At 69.3% G+C, this 15,125-nt stretch carries 12 protein-coding genes and 2 riboswitches; of the genes, 10 read left to right on the plus strand and 2 right to left on the minus strand.

All coding sequences use genetic code 11. The features are described from left to right. Positions 1-98 precede the first annotated feature (98 nt). The 8 genes from DD542_RS08860 to gcvP all read left to right on the plus strand — a co-directional run bounded on the left by DD542_RS08860 (position 99) and on the right by gcvP (position 11,236). A complete protein-coding gene (locus DD542_RS08860) occupies positions 99-1,418 on the plus strand; it encodes a TAXI family TRAP transporter solute-binding subunit (RefSeq protein WP_127805178.1) in 1,320 nt (439 codons plus the stop codon). Next, on the plus strand, positions 1,415-2,728 hold the full coding sequence (locus tag DD542_RS08865) for an ABC transporter substrate-binding protein (protein WP_127805180.1): 1,314 nt from the start codon (positions 1,415-1,417) through the stop codon (positions 2,726-2,728). The genes DD542_RS08860 and DD542_RS08865 overlap by 4 nt, the downstream gene beginning before the upstream one ends. Positions 2,729-2,753: 25 nt before the next feature. Continuing rightward, entirely contained in the window at positions 2,754-3,404 is a 651-nt protein-coding gene (locus DD542_RS08870; protein WP_127805181.1) for a nucleoside/nucleotide kinase family protein, read from the plus strand. A 236-nt stretch (positions 3,405-3,640) separates the two neighbouring features. Then, positions 3,641-5,809, plus strand: coding sequence for a glycosyltransferase family 39 protein (locus tag DD542_RS08875; protein WP_127805183.1), 2,169 nt, complete (start codon positions 3,641-3,643; stop codon positions 5,807-5,809). 77 nt (positions 5,810-5,886) lie between these two features. After that, a complete protein-coding gene (locus DD542_RS08880; RefSeq protein WP_127805185.1) occupies positions 5,887-6,411 on the plus strand; it encodes a hypothetical protein in 525 nt (174 codons plus the stop codon). 39 nt (positions 6,412-6,450) lie between these two features. Further along, positions 6,451-6,550: riboswitch (glycine riboswitch) on the plus strand. Positions 6,551-6,562: 12 nt separating this feature from the next. Then, positions 6,563-6,666, plus strand: a riboswitch (glycine riboswitch). A 69-nt stretch (positions 6,667-6,735) separates the two neighbouring features. After that, the gene (gene gcvT, locus DD542_RS08885; RefSeq protein ID WP_241559732.1) at positions 6,736-7,872 is read left to right on the plus strand and encodes a glycine cleavage system aminomethyltransferase GcvT; all 1,137 of its coding nucleotides are present in this window, start codon (positions 6,736-6,738) and stop codon (positions 7,870-7,872) included. Between the two features lie 38 nt (positions 7,873-7,910). Next, entirely contained in the window at positions 7,911-8,282 is a 372-nt protein-coding gene (gene gcvH, locus DD542_RS08890) for a glycine cleavage system protein GcvH (RefSeq protein ID WP_066158268.1), read from the plus strand. Between the two features lie 26 nt (positions 8,283-8,308). Next, complete coding sequence (gene gcvP, locus DD542_RS08895; protein WP_127805189.1) at positions 8,309-11,236, plus strand: aminomethyl-transferring glycine dehydrogenase; 2,928 nt, start codon at positions 8,309-8,311, stop codon at positions 11,234-11,236. A 53-nt stretch (positions 11,237-11,289) separates the two neighbouring features. Here the strand turns inward: gcvP and DD542_RS08900 are convergent, their stop codons facing one another. Together DD542_RS08900 and DD542_RS08905 are read right to left on the minus strand one after the other, a co-directional pair. After that, positions 11,290-11,925 carry a trimeric intracellular cation channel family protein gene (locus DD542_RS08900; RefSeq protein ID WP_127805191.1) on the minus strand — a complete coding sequence of 212 codons (636 nt, stop codon included), beginning with the start codon at positions 11,923-11,925 and terminating at the stop codon, positions 11,290-11,292. Continuing rightward, positions 11,922-12,818, minus strand: a complete 897-nt coding sequence (locus DD542_RS08905; protein WP_066158263.1) for a LysR family transcriptional regulator — start codon at positions 12,816-12,818, stop codon at positions 11,922-11,924. The genes DD542_RS08900 and DD542_RS08905 overlap by 4 nt, the downstream gene beginning before the upstream one ends. A 106-nt stretch (positions 12,819-12,924) precedes the next feature. Between DD542_RS08905 and DD542_RS08910 the strand changes: the two genes are divergently transcribed. Both DD542_RS08910 and DD542_RS08915 read left to right on the plus strand, forming a co-directional pair. Then, a complete protein-coding gene (locus DD542_RS08910; RefSeq protein ID WP_127805193.1) occupies positions 12,925-14,097 on the plus strand; it encodes a M20 aminoacylase family protein in 1,173 nt (390 codons plus the stop codon). A 23-nt stretch (positions 14,098-14,120) separates the two neighbouring features. Next, the gene (locus DD542_RS08915) at positions 14,121-15,119 is read left to right on the plus strand and encodes a tripartite tricarboxylate transporter substrate binding protein (protein ID WP_066158259.1); all 999 of its coding nucleotides are present in this window, start codon (positions 14,121-14,123) and stop codon (positions 15,117-15,119) included. The last annotated feature ends 6 nt before the right edge of the window (positions 15,120-15,125 follow it).

Below are 15,125 nucleotides of genomic sequence, written 5' to 3' on the forward strand. Positions count from 1 at the left end.
TTCCTGACACCAGCCGCCCTCCGGGGCGGCTTTTTTGTGCCCGCGCTTGGTTGCAAAAGGATACAGAACCCGTATCCTCGCCTTGGCTTTTGTCCACCATGACCTACGCCCACCTCTACCGCCACCGCTGGCTGCTGATCCGCCTGCCGATCGTGCTGGCCGTGGTGGTCATGGCTGCGGCGGCCTGGCGGTGGCTGTACCCGATGCCACCCACCCAGCTGACGATCAGCAGCGGCCAGGCAGACGGCGCCTACCAGCGCCATGCCATGCGCTACGCCGAGGCCTTTTCCCGCCACGGCATTTCGCTGGAAATCCACTCGTCCGAGGGTTCGGCCACCAACCTGCAGCGTCTGCAGGCGCAGCCCCCCCAGACCGACCTGGCCCTGGTGCAAGGCGGGTTCGGCTGGTCGTCGGCCGCTGGCGCGGCCCGCAGCGCGGCCGATGTCCAGACGCTGGGCAGTGTGGACATCGAGGTGCTGTGGCTGTTCAGTCGCGAACAGCCGATGACCTCCCTGCTTGACCTGGTGGGCAAACGGGTGGCCGCCGGCCCCGATGGCAGCGGACACCGGGCCATGCTGCAGCGTCTGCTGAAACAGATGCAAGTCGACCTGGGCCAGGTGGCGATGACCGCGCACAGCGGTGTGGCCGCGCGCGATGCCTTGCTGCGGCACGAGGTGGATGCGGTGTTCATGGTGGCGGCACCGAGTGCGCCCGGCATCGGCGCCCTGCTGTCCGCGCGGGGCGTTCACCTGGCGTCGCTTCGCCGCACAGCGGCCATCTCGGAGCGCAACAACTACCTGGAAAACCGGCTGCTGCCCGAAGACACGCTCGGCGCCGGACAACCACCGGGCGACACCCCGGTGCTGACCACACCGACGCACCTGCTGGTGCGCCAGGACCTCGATCCCGCCCTCAAGCGTCTCGCGGCCGCAGTGGCGATGGAGGTGCACGGCGGCGCGGATGCGTTCCATCGCGCAGGTGAGTTCCCGGCCCTGCGCTTCAGCGACTTCCCCTCGGCACCCGAAGCGCGCCGGGTGCTGTCCCAAGGCCTGGGCGGCCTGGAGGCACTGCTGCCCTTCTGGTGGGCGCAGGTGCTGCAGCGCCTGCTGGTGATCGGCGTGCCCATGCTGCTGCTGGCGCTGGTGCTCGCGCGGCTGGTGCCGGCCTGGGTGCGCTGGCGGCTGGAGAACCGGGTCACCCGCTGGTACGGCGAGCTGCGGTTCATCGAGAACGATCTCGCGAACAACGCCGTCAACCTGGGTGGCATGGACCTCAGCCGCATCCACGGCCGGCTCAACGGCATGGAGATGGCCATCGTCGGCGAGGGGCTGCCACCGGAACTGGCGCAGCGCTGCTACACCCTGCGCCAGCACGTGAACTTCGTGCGGCACCGGATCCGGGAGTACCGCGGGCGATGAAGATCCTGCTGCTCTACCAGCGCCGCTGGTTTCTCATCTACCTGCCGCTGCTGCTCCTGCTGTGCGCGGCGGTCGTGACCATCCTGTGGGTCTGGAAGCCACTGCCGCCCCAGCGCGTGGTCATCGGCACCGGCCCCGGGCAGAGCAGCTACCTGGAGCTGGCCCGCAACTACGCGACCCGGCTGGAGAACCTCGGCATCCAGGCCGACATCGTCGCCCACGACCGGCCCCAGGAGGCGCTGGACCGCATGGCCGCGGGCGGGCGCCGCATCGATGTCACCTTCGCCCAGGGCCTGTACGCGCCCAAGGGCCCCGCGGTGCAGGCTCTGGCCGTGGTGGGTCACGAAATCGTGTGGGTGTTTGCGCGCGAGGGCATCGACCACCTGGACCAGCTGCGGGGCGGGCGCGTGGCGGCCTCGGTCGAAGGCTCGTCCAACCGCATCGCGGCCGACCTGCTGCTGCGCCACGCCGGGCTGGCCAAGGACGAGGTGGCGTTCACGGACGACGTCGGCGACAGCGCGATCGACGCCATCACCACCGGTCGGGTGGACGCCGTGGTGCACGTGGCGACCGGCGACTCGCAGACCGCGGCCACCCTGGCGCGGCTGGACGGCGTGCGCCTGCTGGGCGTGGAACGTGCCGGGCAGCTGGCCTCGCGCGAGCCCCGGCTGCGCGCCCTGGTCATGCCCCAGGGCTCGATCGAACTGCGCGCCAACCTGCCGGCGGCCGACCTGCCCACCATGGTCACACAGACCCATCTGATGGTGCGCGAGGACCTGCACCCCGCGCTGCAGCGCGCGCTGGTGGACGTGGCAGGCGAGCTGCACGTGATGTCCGGTTTCCTCGAAGGCCAGGGGATCTACCCCACCGCCATCGGCAGCAACTACCCGGTGTCCCCGGTGGCCCGAAAGGCGCTGCGCGGTGGGCGCCCCTGGATGGAAACCATCCTGCCCTACGGCATGGCGCAGTGGGCCGAGCTGGTGCTGTACGCGCTGCTGCCCGTGGGCCTGGCGGGCACCATGCTGCTGCTGCGGGCGCCCCGCTACATCGACTGGCGCGTCGACGCCGCCATCCTGCACTTCTACGGCGAGCTCAAGTTCCTGGAAGAAGACCTCTCCAGGCACCCCGACCCGGCCCGGCTGCGCGCCGCGGCGCGCCGCCTCGTGGTGCTGGAGCAGCAGGTCGACAAGATGGAACTGCCCGACCGCTACGCCGACCGCTGGTACACGCTGCGCGAACACCTGCATCAGGCGCGGACCCGGGTGCTGACCTCTCCGCAGACCGCCCCTCAGACCGTCCCGCAGACCTGAGCCGGCTGCGCTACATTGGCGCGCCATGACCGCTCCCCGACTGCACCCCGACCTGATCGAGCAACTTCATGCCCTGGCCGCTGGCCCCCGCCGGCTGCTGGGCGTGGTCGGCCCGCCTGGCGCGGGCAAGTCCACCCTGGCGGCGCTGATGGCGCAGGCGCTGGGCGAGCGCGCCCAGGCCGTGCCCATGGACGGCTACCACCTGGCGCAGATCGAACTGGAACGGCTGGGCCGCGCGCAGCGCAAGGGCGCGCCGGACACCTTCGACGCCGCCGGCTACGCCGCCCTGCTGCGTCGCTTGCGCCAGCAGGTCGCCGACGAGACGGTGTACGCGCCCGATTTCCGGCGCGAGATCGAAGAACCTGTGGCCGGCGCCCTGCCCGTGTTCGCCGCCACGCCACTGGTCATCACCGAAGGCAACTACCTGCTGCTGGACGACGACCCGGCCTGGGCACCCGTCGCAGACCTGCTCGACGAGGCCTGGTACCTCGACGTACCTCCGGATCTGCGGCTGGAGCGGCTGGCCGCGCGCCACATGCGGTTCGGCCGCACGCGCGAGCAGGCGCTGGCCTGGATTGCACAGACCGACGAACCCAACGCCCGCCGCATCGAAGCCTCGGCCCACCGCGCACGGCGCCGGGTGACCTGGGACGAGCCCAGCAGCCAGTTTGTGTGACCGCCGGGCGCGTGCACTGCGCCCGGCGCATCGCCTGTTTCTGCAGCGCAACATCTCCCCCTTCCGGGGTGCCCAGGCCCCAGGGTTCGTAAACGTCGCTTAAGTGACCCAACTTATCATCCTTAAGTTTTGTATCTCCTCGGCAGACCCCACGCTCCGAAGGGCGCCAGAGCAGATCCCGGACCGGGCCGGCAGGCACCGCCAGGGGACACAACAAACAAAACGGGTGGTCTTGCATGCATCAGGCGCTCACCAGCGAGCCAACAGGTCAATCCCCGCGCAAAGTGGCCCTCCGGTCGCTGGCCGTCGCCTTTCTTGCCATCCTCCTGGTCTTCCTGCAGGCCCGGCTCAGCCGCGATCTGCAGATCGTCTTTGACCTGCGGGTCGAGCGCCCCGGCCCCTACCAGCTCTACCTGGCCGACGACCTCGGCAACTTCAGCGAGCGGTTGAACTACACCCGCTCGACGCGGGCGGGCGAGTGGCAGCGCCACACGATCAATGTGAACACGCTGCGCAAGGTGACACAGGTGCGCATGGACCCGACCACCATGCCCGGCCGGGTGGACTTCGGCGCGCTGGAACTCAGAAGCCGCTGGGGCCTGCTCACCCTGCAGGGCCCCGCCCTGCGCGAGGCCATCCAGGGCATGAGCGACCTTTCCGTGTTGGCGGTGGAGCCCGAGATGATCCGCTTCCAGGTCACCGGCGCCGACCCCCACTTCGTGTACCGGTTGCCCAGGCAGGTGATCAGCCCGCCCACGCGCCAGATCTGGCCGGTGGCGCTGGGAACGGCCTTGGTCGCCGGCCTGGTGTGGCTGGCCGCGGAACTGGCCCTGGGCTGGATGCGCCGCGAGCGCCCGCGGTGGCACCAGGCCCTGTGGCAGACCGTGGCCCGCGGCTGGCTGCTCCCGCTGGTGGTCTGCCTGGGTCTGACCTGGAAGGCCTCGGACCGCATTTCCAGCGACCCGATCGTCGGCGACGGCATCCAGAACATGCTGATGGCCGTGAACCTGTTCAAGCACGGCACCTTTTCGCTGGACAACAACAGCAGCCCCAACCCCCGGCCCACCAACTTCCGCGAACCTCTGGACCCGCTGGTGGTGGCGCTGCACCTGAAGCTGGCCGTGCCGGACGCTGTGGACCGGCCCATGGCCGACTTCCGCTCCGGCGACCTTACGCGCACCATCAAGCTGAGCAACCTGCTGTGGGTGTTCCTTGGCCTCGCGGGCATCTGGGCGCTGGCGCGGCGGCTGGGCGGCAGCAACCTGGCGGGTGCCGTGGCCACCGGCCTGAGCTTCCAGATCTTCTTCCATGGCGGCACCTACATCGACACGCTCTACACCGAGCTCTCCACCGCCACGCTCATGATCTGGGGAACCTACGGCCTGCTGCGGGCGGTGCAGCAGCAGTCGCTGGGCTGGTTCTTCGGGTCGGGCATGCTGATGGGTCTGCTGGCCCTGGGCAAGGCCGCGTTCGCCTACATCGGGGTCGTTGCCGTGCCGCTGCTGATGGCGGCCCTGCTGATCGCCCGGCGTCCCGACCGGTTTGCCTTCTCGCAGGTGATCGTGTGTGGGCTGGTGATGGGGTTCGCGTTTCTGCTCACCCTCTCGCCCTGGCTGGCGCGCAACTACGTGCACTTCGACAACTTCCGCATCAACGAGCGCGGCGGCCTGATCCTCTGGGGCCGTGCCCACATGAACAACATGAGCAACGAAGAGGTGCTCGGCCTGGTCTACGACCACAGCCCCACGCTGTACCGGCGCGCCGTGGCCGGCACCCACCTGGGTGAGAGGCCGGGCGACTTCGAGCGCGGCGGCCGCTGGCAGCGCATCAACCGCCACCTCTCCACCTTCTGGGAGTCCGACCGCCGCGCCGCCTATGCAGGCACTCCAGAACAAGCCATCAGCTTCCACTACAACCTGGCGGCGCAATACAACCAGCGGGTGTTCCGCAAGCGCGACCAGGGCCACCCCTTCCCCGACCAGGCCGTCGGCGACGAGATGAAGCGCGAGGCCATGGCCATGCTCAAGGAGCGCCCCTGGCGCCATGTGGCCATGACGGCCGCCTTCTTCTGGCACGGTTTCTGGAGCTTCAAGAAGGTCGAGGTGCCGCTGGTGTCCATCGCGACGCAGGACGCCATCGGCGAGCTGCTCAACCTGTTCGCTGGCGTGGCCCTGTTCGGCGTGTTCTGCTACGGCCTGTTCCGGCGGCACGCGCAGTGGGTCGCGGTGACCGTGCTGCCCGTGGGCCTGCTGGTGTTCTACGCCTTCCTCAGCCACAACATCCCGCGCTACTCGTCACCGGCCCATCCGATGATGCTGCTGGCGCTGGTGCTGGTGGTGCGCACGCTGTGGCTGCGCTGGCGGCGCCGGCAGCATCCCCCCGGCCCCGAGCGGATGGTCGGCTGACCCCCCTCATCCTGCAGGCGTTTCACGACAACGACATGAAACAGCGGCACAGTGCCCGCTTGTCGTTGGAGTGAACCATGCTGATCAAGACCGAAAAAGGTCGCCTTGAACTGCGCCCGGGCCACCGCAGCCTGGGACAGCGGGAGCGCGCCCTGCTCCTGGTGGCCGATGGCCAGCAGAGCGAATCAAAGATGGCCGGGCTGTTCCAGGGCGATGGCCGCCGCCTGATCGACCTGCTACTGGCCCAGGGCTATCTGGTGCGGCAGGCGTCCGGCGCCGGCCTGTCGCCCGCGCCGGAGTCGCCACCGCAGCCCCAGACACCCGCGTCGCACGGCGAGCAGTTCGCTGGCACCCGCTCGCTGGCCTCCGCGCGCATGTTCCTGTTCGACCTGAGCGAGCGACTGTTCGCGCCACGCGACAAGGCACTGGCCAACCGCTACCGGGACGCCCTGCGCGAGGCGCGCGACCCCGAGGCCATGCTGGCCGTGGGCCGTGCCCTGATCGCCGACGTGGAGGCCCTGGCGGGCAGCGAACGCGCGGACGGCATCAGCGAGCGCCTGGCCAAACTGCTGCCGGCCGGCCTGCTGGAAAACAGCATCTGAGCCCGGACGATGACCGCCCGGGCGGTCGATTCCGGTAAACTCGCGCGATCAGGAGAGCGCTCCCCCGTGGAGCCGCCGAAGGCGCAGGCGGTCGTTGCAACGGCCCTGAACGCTCAGGCAAAAGGACTGATGACCACCAGCCGCAAGGCCGGTGTCCCCCACTGGAGAGAGGTGGCCCTGGCGGCCATCCACCGAAGGAGCAAGTGCGGCATCGCCCGCGCGAATCTCTCAGGTAAAGCGGACAGAGGGGGCAGCTCACGGATGCACCGTGTCGTCGCCGTGGCCCCGTGCCATGGCATCTGCCCCCACCACCGAGGTCCGCCCGTGTCCGCTCCTGCCGAATCCACCGCCCTGCTCCAGACCCCGCTGAACGCCCTGCACCTCGAACTCGGTGCGCGCATGGTGCCCTTCGCCGGCTATTCCATGCCGGTGCAGTACCCCGAAGGCCTGATGGCCGAGCACCACCACACGCGCCGCTCGGCCGGCCTGTTCGACGTGTCCCACATGGGCCAGCTGCTGCTGTCCGGCCCCGATGCGGCGGCCGCATTCGAGAGCCTGATGCCGGTCGACGTGATCGGCCTGGGCCTGAACAAGCAGCGCTACGGTCTGCTGCTCAACGACCAGGGCGGCATCATCGACGACCTGATGTTCGTCAACCGCGGCGACCACCTCTACGTGATCGTCAACGGCGCCTGCAAGCACGGCGATCTGGCCCACATCCAGGCCCGCATCGGCAGCCGCTGCACCGTCACCCCGCAGTTCGACCGCGCCCTGCTGGCCCTGCAGGGACCGGTGGCCGTGAGCGCGCTGCAGCGCCTGCTGCCCGGCGTCGAGAACCTGGTGTTCATGACCGGCCACGGGTTCACCTGGAACGGTGCCGACCTCTACGTGACCCGCAGCGGCTACACCGGCGAAGACGGCTTCGAGATCTCGGTGCCCGCCGCCAGCGCCGACGCCTTCGCCCGCGCCCTGCTCGCGCAGCCCGAGGTCAAGCCCATCGGCCTGGGTGCGCGCAATTCGCTGCGCCTGGAAGCCGGCCTGTGCCTCTACGGCAACGACATCGACACCACGACCACGCCGGTCGAGGCCGCGCTGAACTGGGCCATGCAGAAGGTGCGCCGCACCGGTGGCGAGCGCGCCGGCGGCTTCCCCGGCGCCGATGTGGTGCTGGCCCAGCTGGACGGCACCCGGCCCCTGACGCGCAAGCGCGTGGGCCTGGTGGCGCTGGAGCGCGTGCCGGTGCGCGAGCACGTCGAGTTGCAGAGCCTGGACGGCGCGAAGATCGGCGAAGTCACCAGCGGCCTGCTCGGCCCCAGCGCCGACAAGCCGGTCGCCATGGGCTATGTCACCCCCGAATTCGCCGCCGCCGGAACGCGCGTGAACGCCCTGGTGCGCGGCAAGGCCGTGCCGATGGAGGTCGCGCCCATGCCTTTTGTGCCCAACCGCTACTACCGCGGCTGATCCCTTCCACCTGTTTCATCTTTTCACCGGAGCCCACCATGACCACCAAGTACACCGAAGACCACGAATGGATCACCGTTGATGGCGGCATCGCCACCGTCGGCATCACCCACCATGCGCAGGACGCGCTGGGCGACGTGGTGTTCGTCGACCTGCCCGAAGTGGGCAAGACCTTTGCCCAGAAGGACGTGGCCGGCGTGGTCGAGTCCGTCAAGGCCGCGGCCGATGTGTACATGCCCGTCAGCGGCGAAGTCACCGAGGTGAACGAGGCCCTGCGCGCCGACCCGTCCCTGGCCAACAGCGACCCGCTGGGCGCCGGCTGGTTCTTCAAGGTCAAGCTCTCGGACGCGTCGCAGCTGGACGCCCTGCTGGACGAGACCGCCTACACCGCCTTCTCGGCCAACGCCTGATCCCCTGCTGCCCGGAGCCTGCCGCCATGCTGATGCCGTCCGTCAAACCCCTGGGTGAACTCGAAAACGCCAGCGAGTTCATCGCCCGCCACATCGGCATCAGCGAAGCCGATGAAGCCCACATGCTGTCGGTCATCGGCGAGGCCTCGCGCCGCGCGCTGATCGACTCCATCGTGCCGCGCAGCATCGCGCGCAGCACCGGCATGGACCTGCCGCCCGCCGCCACCGAGGCCGCAGCGCTGGCCGAACTCAAGGCCATCGCGGCCAAGAACAAGGTCTTCAAGAGCTTCATCGGACAGGGCTACTACGGCACCCACACGCCGGGCGTCATCCTGCGCAACATCCTCGAAAACCCCGCCTGGTACACCGCCTACACGCCCTACCAGGCCGAGATCTCGCAGGGCCGCATGGAGGCGCTGGTCAACTTCCAGACCATGGTCACCGACCTGACCGGCATGGCGATCGCCAACGCGTCCATGCTGGACGAGGCCACCGCCGCCGCCGAAGCCATGACCCTGGCCAAGCGCTCGGTCAAGGCCAAGGGCCACACCATCGTGGTGGCCGGTGACGCGCACCCGCAGACCATCGAGGTGATCCAGACCCGCGCCAGGCCGCTGGGCCTGACCGTGAAGCTGGCGAACTCCGCCACCGAGTGGACAGAGGCGCTGAAGGGCGACGACTACTTCGCCGTGCTGGCGCAGTACCCGTCCACCAGCGGCCGCATCGACGACCTGCGCGCCGACGTGCAGACGGTGCACGGCAAGCAGGCCGCCTTCATCGTGGCGGCCGACCTGCTGGCGCTGACCCTGCTGGTGCCGCCGGGCGAGTTCGACGCCGACATCGTGGTCGGCACCACCCAGCGCTTCGGTATGCCCATGGGTGCGGGCGGCCCGCACGCCGCCTACATGGCCTGCCGCGACGAGTACAAGCGCTCGCTGCCCGGCCGCCTGGTCGGCGTGAGCGTGGACACCCACGGCAACCCGGCCTACCGCCTGGCGCTGCAGACGCGCGAGCAGCACATCCGCCGCGAGAAGGCCACCTCCAACATCTGCACGGCGCAGGTGCTGCCGGCCGTCGTCGCCAGCATGTACGCGGTCTACCACGGCCCGCAGGGGCTCAAGCGCATCGCGCAGCGCGTGGCCGCCTACACCGCCGTGCTGGCCGCCGGCCTGCAGCAGCTGGGCCACACGCTGACCAGCGAATCGGCCTTCGACACGCTGACCGTCAAGGCCGCCGACGCTGCCCAGGCGAAAGCCATCGTCGCCAAGGCACTGTCCAAAGGCGCCAACCTGCGCCTGTCCTGGGGCCAGTACGTCAGCATGTCGCTGGACGAAACCACCACGCGCGACGACATCGCCCTGCTGTGGTCGGCCTTCGCCGCCGACGGTCAGGCCCTGCCCTCGTTCGACGCCTTCGAGAAGGGCGTGGAGCCACTCATTCCGGCCGAACTGCGCCGCACCAGCGCCTACCTCACGCACCCGGTGTTCGACAGCCACCACAGCGAAACCGGCATGCTGCGCTACATCCGCGCGCTGTCCGACAAGGACCTGGCGCTGGACCGCAGCATGATCCCGCTGGGCTCCTGCACCATGAAGCTCAACGCCACCAGCGAGATGATCCCCATCACCTGGCCGGAGTTTGCGGGCGTGCACCCCTTCGCCCCGGCCGATCAGTTGGCGGGCTACCAGGAGCTCGACGAACAGCTGCGCGCCTGGCTCTGCCAGGCCACGGGCTATGCCGGCATCAGCCTGCAGCCCAACGCCGGTTCGCAGGGCGAATACGCCGGCCTGCTGGCCATCCAGGCCTTCCACGCCTCGCGCGGCGAAAGCCACCGCAACATCTGCCTGATCCCCTCGTCGGCCCACGGCACCAACCCGGCCTCCGCCCAGATGGTGGGCCTGCAGGTGGTGGTGACCAGGTGCGACGAGAACGGCAACGTGGACATGGCCGACCTGAAGGCCAAGTGCGAACAGCACAGCGCGAACCTGGCCGCGGTGATGATCACCTATCCCAGCACGCACGGCGTGTTCGAGACCACGGTCAAGGAACTCTGCGCCCTGGTGCACCAGCACGGCGGCCGCGTGTACCTGGACGGCGCCAACATGAACGCGCTGGTCGGCGTGGCCGCGCCGGGCGAGTTCGGCGGCGACGTGAGCCACCTGAACCTGCACAAGACCTTCTGCATCCCGCACGGCGGTGGCGGCCCGGGCGTCGGCCCGGTCTGCGTGGTGGAAGACCTCGTGCCCTTCCTGCCCGGCCATGGCCGTGGCGCGGAACCCGGTGGCGTGTGTGGCTCGCCCGCTTCGGAACATGCCGTGGGCGCGGTCAGCGCGGCCCCGCTGGGCAACGCCGCCGTGCTGCCGATCAGCTGGATGTACATCCGCATGATGGGCGCCGATGGTCTGAAGCACGCGACCGAGGCGGCCATCCTGTCGGCCAACTACATCAGCAAGCGCCTGGCCGACCACTACCCCACGCTCTACGCCTCGGCCAACGGCCATGTGGCGCACGAGTGCATCCTGGACCTGCGCGGCTTCAAGGAGACCTGCGGCGTGATGGCAGAGGACGTGGCCAAGCGGCTGATGGACTACGGCTTCCACGCGCCCACGCTGAGCTTCCCGGTGGCCAACACGCTGATGGTCGAGCCCACCGAGAGCGAGACGCGCGAGGAACTGGACCGCTTCATCGACGCGATGATCGCGATCCGCGAGGAAATCCGCCGCGTGGAAAAGGGCGAGTGGCCGCAGGACGACAACCCGCTGAAGAACGCGCCGCACACCGCGGCCAGCGTGCTCAAGGGCGAGTGGCCGCACCCCTACTCCCGCGAAGTGGCGGTGGCCGCCCAGGGCGCCGCGCTCAACACCAAGTACTGGCCGTCGGTGGGCCGGGTGGACAACGTCTACGGCGACCGCAACCTGTTCTGCAGCTGCGTGCCCGTCAGCGAACTGGCCTGAACGTCAGGCCTCATGACCATCAACGCCGGTGGGGTTCGCCCTCACCGGCGTTGTCATTTCTGCGGCAGGCGCCAGCCGGGCAGCTGCCAGTCGAAGGCGACGGCCAGCAGGCGGCTGCCGGTGGCCACGGCGATGCCCGCCAGGCTCGCCAGCTCGGAACCCAGGCCCAGCACAACAACCAGCCCGATGTAGGCCAGGCTGCCCGCCACCGCACACAGCGCATAGGGCCGGTGGTCCTGGTACACCTTGGGCACCTCGTTGCACAGCACGTCGCGCGCCACGCCACCCACGATGGCGGTGGTGGTGCCCATCAGCACGCTCACGCCCGGCGACATGCCCGCCGCCACGGCGATGCTGGTGCCCGAGATCGCGAACAGCCCGAGGCCGAAGGCGTCGGCCCATTCCATCAGCCGCACGCCAGCGTCCTTGAGCACGGCCTTGAGCCACCAGGGCGCGCTGATCACCATGGCGAACACCAGCCAGAGGTAGGCCTCGTGCTCGACCCAGAACAGCGGCCGGCGGTCGAGCAGCAGGTCGCGCACCGTGCCGCCGCCGAAGGCGGCGACGAAGGCGACCGAGAACACACCCACCACGTCCATGCGCTTGCGCATGGCCTCAATCAGCCCGGACATGGCGAAGGCCACCGTGCCGCCCACCTCGATCGCGATCAGCAAAGCCGTGAGTTTCATGCGGCCCCATTCTGGACCACCCAGCGGCCCAGCCACTCGCGCAGGATGCGCAGCGCGGGCGCCTCCTGCCGCTGACTGAGCGTGACCAGGCCGAAGCGCGCGGTGGCGTCCAGCGCGGGCGACAGGCGCAGCGGCACCAGGCCCCGGGCGGCGGCGTGGGCGGTCAGCACGATGGCCTGGCTCTGGCGCGCCACCTCGACGATGGTCAGCGTTTCGTCGCTGCGCAGGGTCACCATGTCGTCCGGGTTGGCCTGCGGGCCGTAGCGCCCGATCAGGATGCGCGCCACCTCGTCGCTCAGCGGCGTGGAGGCGATGGGATAGGCCAGCACGTCCCCGATGGTGGCCGGCCGCCCGAGCTGCACCAGCGGGTGGTCCGGCCGCACCAGGAAGCCCGCCGCCAGTTCGAACACCTGCGCGACGGCCAGGTCGGCCGCAGGCCGCACCGAGCGCACGTCCAGCACGGCGGCGTCCAGCTGCTGCTCGCGCAGCGCGTCGACCAGCACGCTGGTGTTGCCGCGCGAGATCTGCAGCTGCAGCCTGGGGTGGTGCTCACCCATGTGCAGCATCAGCGGCACCGACAGCAGCGCACCCGGCCCCGAACTCAGGCCAATGCGCAATGTGCCGATCAGACCCGCATGCAGACCCTTGCCGGTCTGCCTGAGCGCTTCGGCATCGGCCACCAGCCGGCGCGCGCGCTGCAGCGCCTCCTGGCCGAAAGGGGTGAGCGCGATGCGCCGGCCCAGCCGGTCGAACAGGCGGCCGCCCAGCTCGTCCTCCAGCCCCTGGATGCTGCGCGTCAGCGCGGGCTGCGTCAGGTAGAGCACCTTGGACGCCTGCACGAACGATCCTGCCTCCGCCAGCACCACAAAGTGCTTCAGCTGCACAAGGGTCATCCCCAATCTCCATCAAAAGTCATGGATCGTTGCACATCAATGCATTGGACTTTAATTCAGGCGCTTCCTAACATGCAACAAAGTTCATGTTTCAGGAGTGCTTTGCATGGATCGCCTCAGTGACGCCGCCGTCGAACAGTTCATCGCCGTCCGCCGCGACATCCACCGCCACCCCGAGCTGGCCTTCAGCGAGCGCCGCACCGCCGCGCTGGTGGCGGCCCAGCTGGGCGCCTGGGGCTACGAGGTCACCACTGGCCTGGGCGGCACCGGCGTGGTCGGGCAACTGAAGCGCGGAACATCGAACCGAACCCTCGGCCTGCGCGCCGACATGGACGCCCTGCCGATCGCCGAGGCCACCGGCGCGGCCTGGGCCAGCTGCGAGCACGGCGTGATGCACGCCTGCGGCCACGACGGCCACACCGCCATGCTGCTGGCCGCCGCGCACCACCTGGCGCAGCATGGCCGCTTCGACGGCACGCTGAACCTCATCTTCCAGCCGGCCGAAGAAGGCGGTGGTGGTGCGCTCAAGATGATGGAGGACGGCCTGTTCCAGCGCTTCCCCTGCGACGCCATCTTCGCCATGCACAACATGCCGGGCATCCCGCAGGGCCAGCTGGTGTTCCGCAGCGGCCCGGCCATGGCCTCGTCCGACTACGCCACCGTCACCCTGCACGGCCACGGCGGCCACGGCGCCATGCCGCACAAGGCGACCGACGTGGTGGTGGCCGCGGCCTCGCTGGTGATGGCGCTGCAGACCGTGGTCTCGCGCCACGTCGACCCGCTGCAGCCGGCCGTGGTCACCGTGGGCGCGATCCATGCGGGCGAGGCCAACAATGTGATCCCGGCCGAGGCGCGGCTGGAGATCAGCGTGCGCACGCTGGACCCGCAGGTGCGGCGCAGTGTGGAGCAGCGCATCCGCGAACTGGTGCAGCTGCAGGCGCAGAGCTTCGGCGTGCGTGCCGAGATCGCCTGGCGGCCCGGCTATTCGGTGCTGGTCAACGACGCAGAGCAGACCGCCCGCGCGCTGGCAGTGGCGCGCAAGCACTTCCCCGCGGAACAGATCAACCCGCAGGGCCCGATGGTCAGCGGCAGCGAGGACTTCGCTTTCATGCTCGAACGCGTGCCGGGCAGCTACCTCTTCATCGGCAACGGCGCCGATGGCGAGCCCGGCGCGTGCATGGTGCACAACCCGGCTTACGACTTCAACGACCTGAACATCGCCCCCGGCGCGGCCTACTGGATCGCGCTGGTGCAGGACCTGCTTTCCCCCACCCCTTGAGAACCACAACAGGAGACAACACCATGAACGCCCGCATCCGCATCCACTTGGCTCTGGCCGCCGCCGCGCTGGCCACCCTCGGCTTGGCCGGCACCGCCGCCGCCCAGACCTTCCCGTCCAAGCCGGTCACGCTGATGGTGCCCTACCCCGCCGGCGGCCTGTCGGACGTGATCGCGCGCTCGGTCAACAACACCCTGGGCAAGCAGCTGGGCCAGCCGGTGATCGTGGAAAACCTCGGCGGGGCCAGCGGCTCCATCGCCGCGGCCAAGGTGCTCAACGGACCGAGCGACGGCTACACCATCTTCCAGGGCTCGCCCAACGAGCTGATCCTGGCGCCGCTGGCGATTTCGTCGATCAAGTTCAAGAGCGAAGACTTCCGCCTGGTGCAGATGATCGCCACCGCCCAGATCGCCTTCCTCGCCAAGAAAGACCTGCCGGTGAACAGCGTGGACGAGTTCGTGGAGCACGCCCGCAAGGCCGCCAAGGACGGCAAGCCGCTGACCTTCGCCAGCGTCGGCCCCGGTTCGTTCTACCACCTGCTGGGCGAGCACCTGTCCAAGGTCACCGGCATCCCTATGGTCCACGTGCCCTACAAGGGCGCCGCGCCGGCCGAGCAGGACCTGATGGCCGGCCAGGTGGACTTCTTCCTTGCGCCCTATGGCAAGAAGTACGACGAGATGCAGAAGCAGGGCCGCGTGAAGGTGCTGGCCATGCTGAATGGCGAGCGGCTGGAGAGCGTGAAGCAGTACCCGGCGATCAGCGAGAGCAAGCAGCTCAAGGACTTCACGTTCAGGATCTGGACCGGCTACTTCGTCAAGCGGGACACGCCCGAACCTGTGGTGGCCGCACTGCACAAGGCCATCACCGGCACGCTGGGCGACCCGGCCGTGCACGCCGCGCTGGAAGCCAACAGCCAGCTGCTGCCCAAGCCGCAGACCCTGGCCGAGGCCGACAAGGCGTATGCCGATGGCACCCAACAGTTCAGGGCCATCGTCAAATCCATCGGCCTGCAGGCACAATAAGCGCCT

The organism is Hydrogenophaga sp. NH-16, from assembly GCF_004006415.1.
Lineage (GTDB): Bacteria > Pseudomonadota > Gammaproteobacteria > Burkholderiales > Burkholderiaceae_C > Hydrogenophaga > Hydrogenophaga pseudoflava.

Bases quoted from the DNA above. Each gene is read 5' to 3' on its own strand.
- DD542_RS08865 (WP_127805180.1), top strand. From the start codon at position 1,415: ATGAAGATCCTGCTGCTCTACCAGCGCCGCTGGTTTCTCATCTACCTG.
- DD542_RS08905 (WP_066158263.1), bottom strand. From the start codon at position 12,818: ATGACCCTTGTGCAGCTGAAGCACTTTGTGGTGCTGGCGGAGGCAGGA.
- DD542_RS08875 (WP_127805183.1), top strand. From the start codon at position 3,641: ATGCATCAGGCGCTCACCAGCGAGCCAACAGGTCAATCCCCGCGCAAA.
- gcvP (WP_127805189.1), top strand. From the start codon at position 8,309: ATGCTGATGCCGTCCGTCAAACCCCTGGGTGAACTCGAAAACGCCAGC.
- DD542_RS08910 (WP_127805193.1), top strand. From the start codon at position 12,925: ATGGATCGCCTCAGTGACGCCGCCGTCGAACAGTTCATCGCCGTCCGC.
- DD542_RS08880 (WP_127805185.1), top strand. From the start codon at position 5,887: ATGCTGATCAAGACCGAAAAAGGTCGCCTTGAACTGCGCCCGGGCCAC.
- DD542_RS08915 (WP_066158259.1), top strand. From the start codon at position 14,121: ATGAACGCCCGCATCCGCATCCACTTGGCTCTGGCCGCCGCCGCGCTG.
- DD542_RS08870 (WP_127805181.1), top strand. From the start codon at position 2,754: ATGACCGCTCCCCGACTGCACCCCGACCTGATCGAGCAACTTCATGCC.
- DD542_RS08900 (WP_127805191.1), bottom strand. From the start codon at position 11,925: ATGAAACTCACGGCTTTGCTGATCGCGATCGAGGTGGGCGGCACGGTG.
- DD542_RS08860 (WP_127805178.1), top strand. From the start codon at position 99: ATGACCTACGCCCACCTCTACCGCCACCGCTGGCTGCTGATCCGCCTG.
- gcvH (WP_066158268.1), top strand. From the start codon at position 7,911: ATGACCACCAAGTACACCGAAGACCACGAATGGATCACCGTTGATGGC.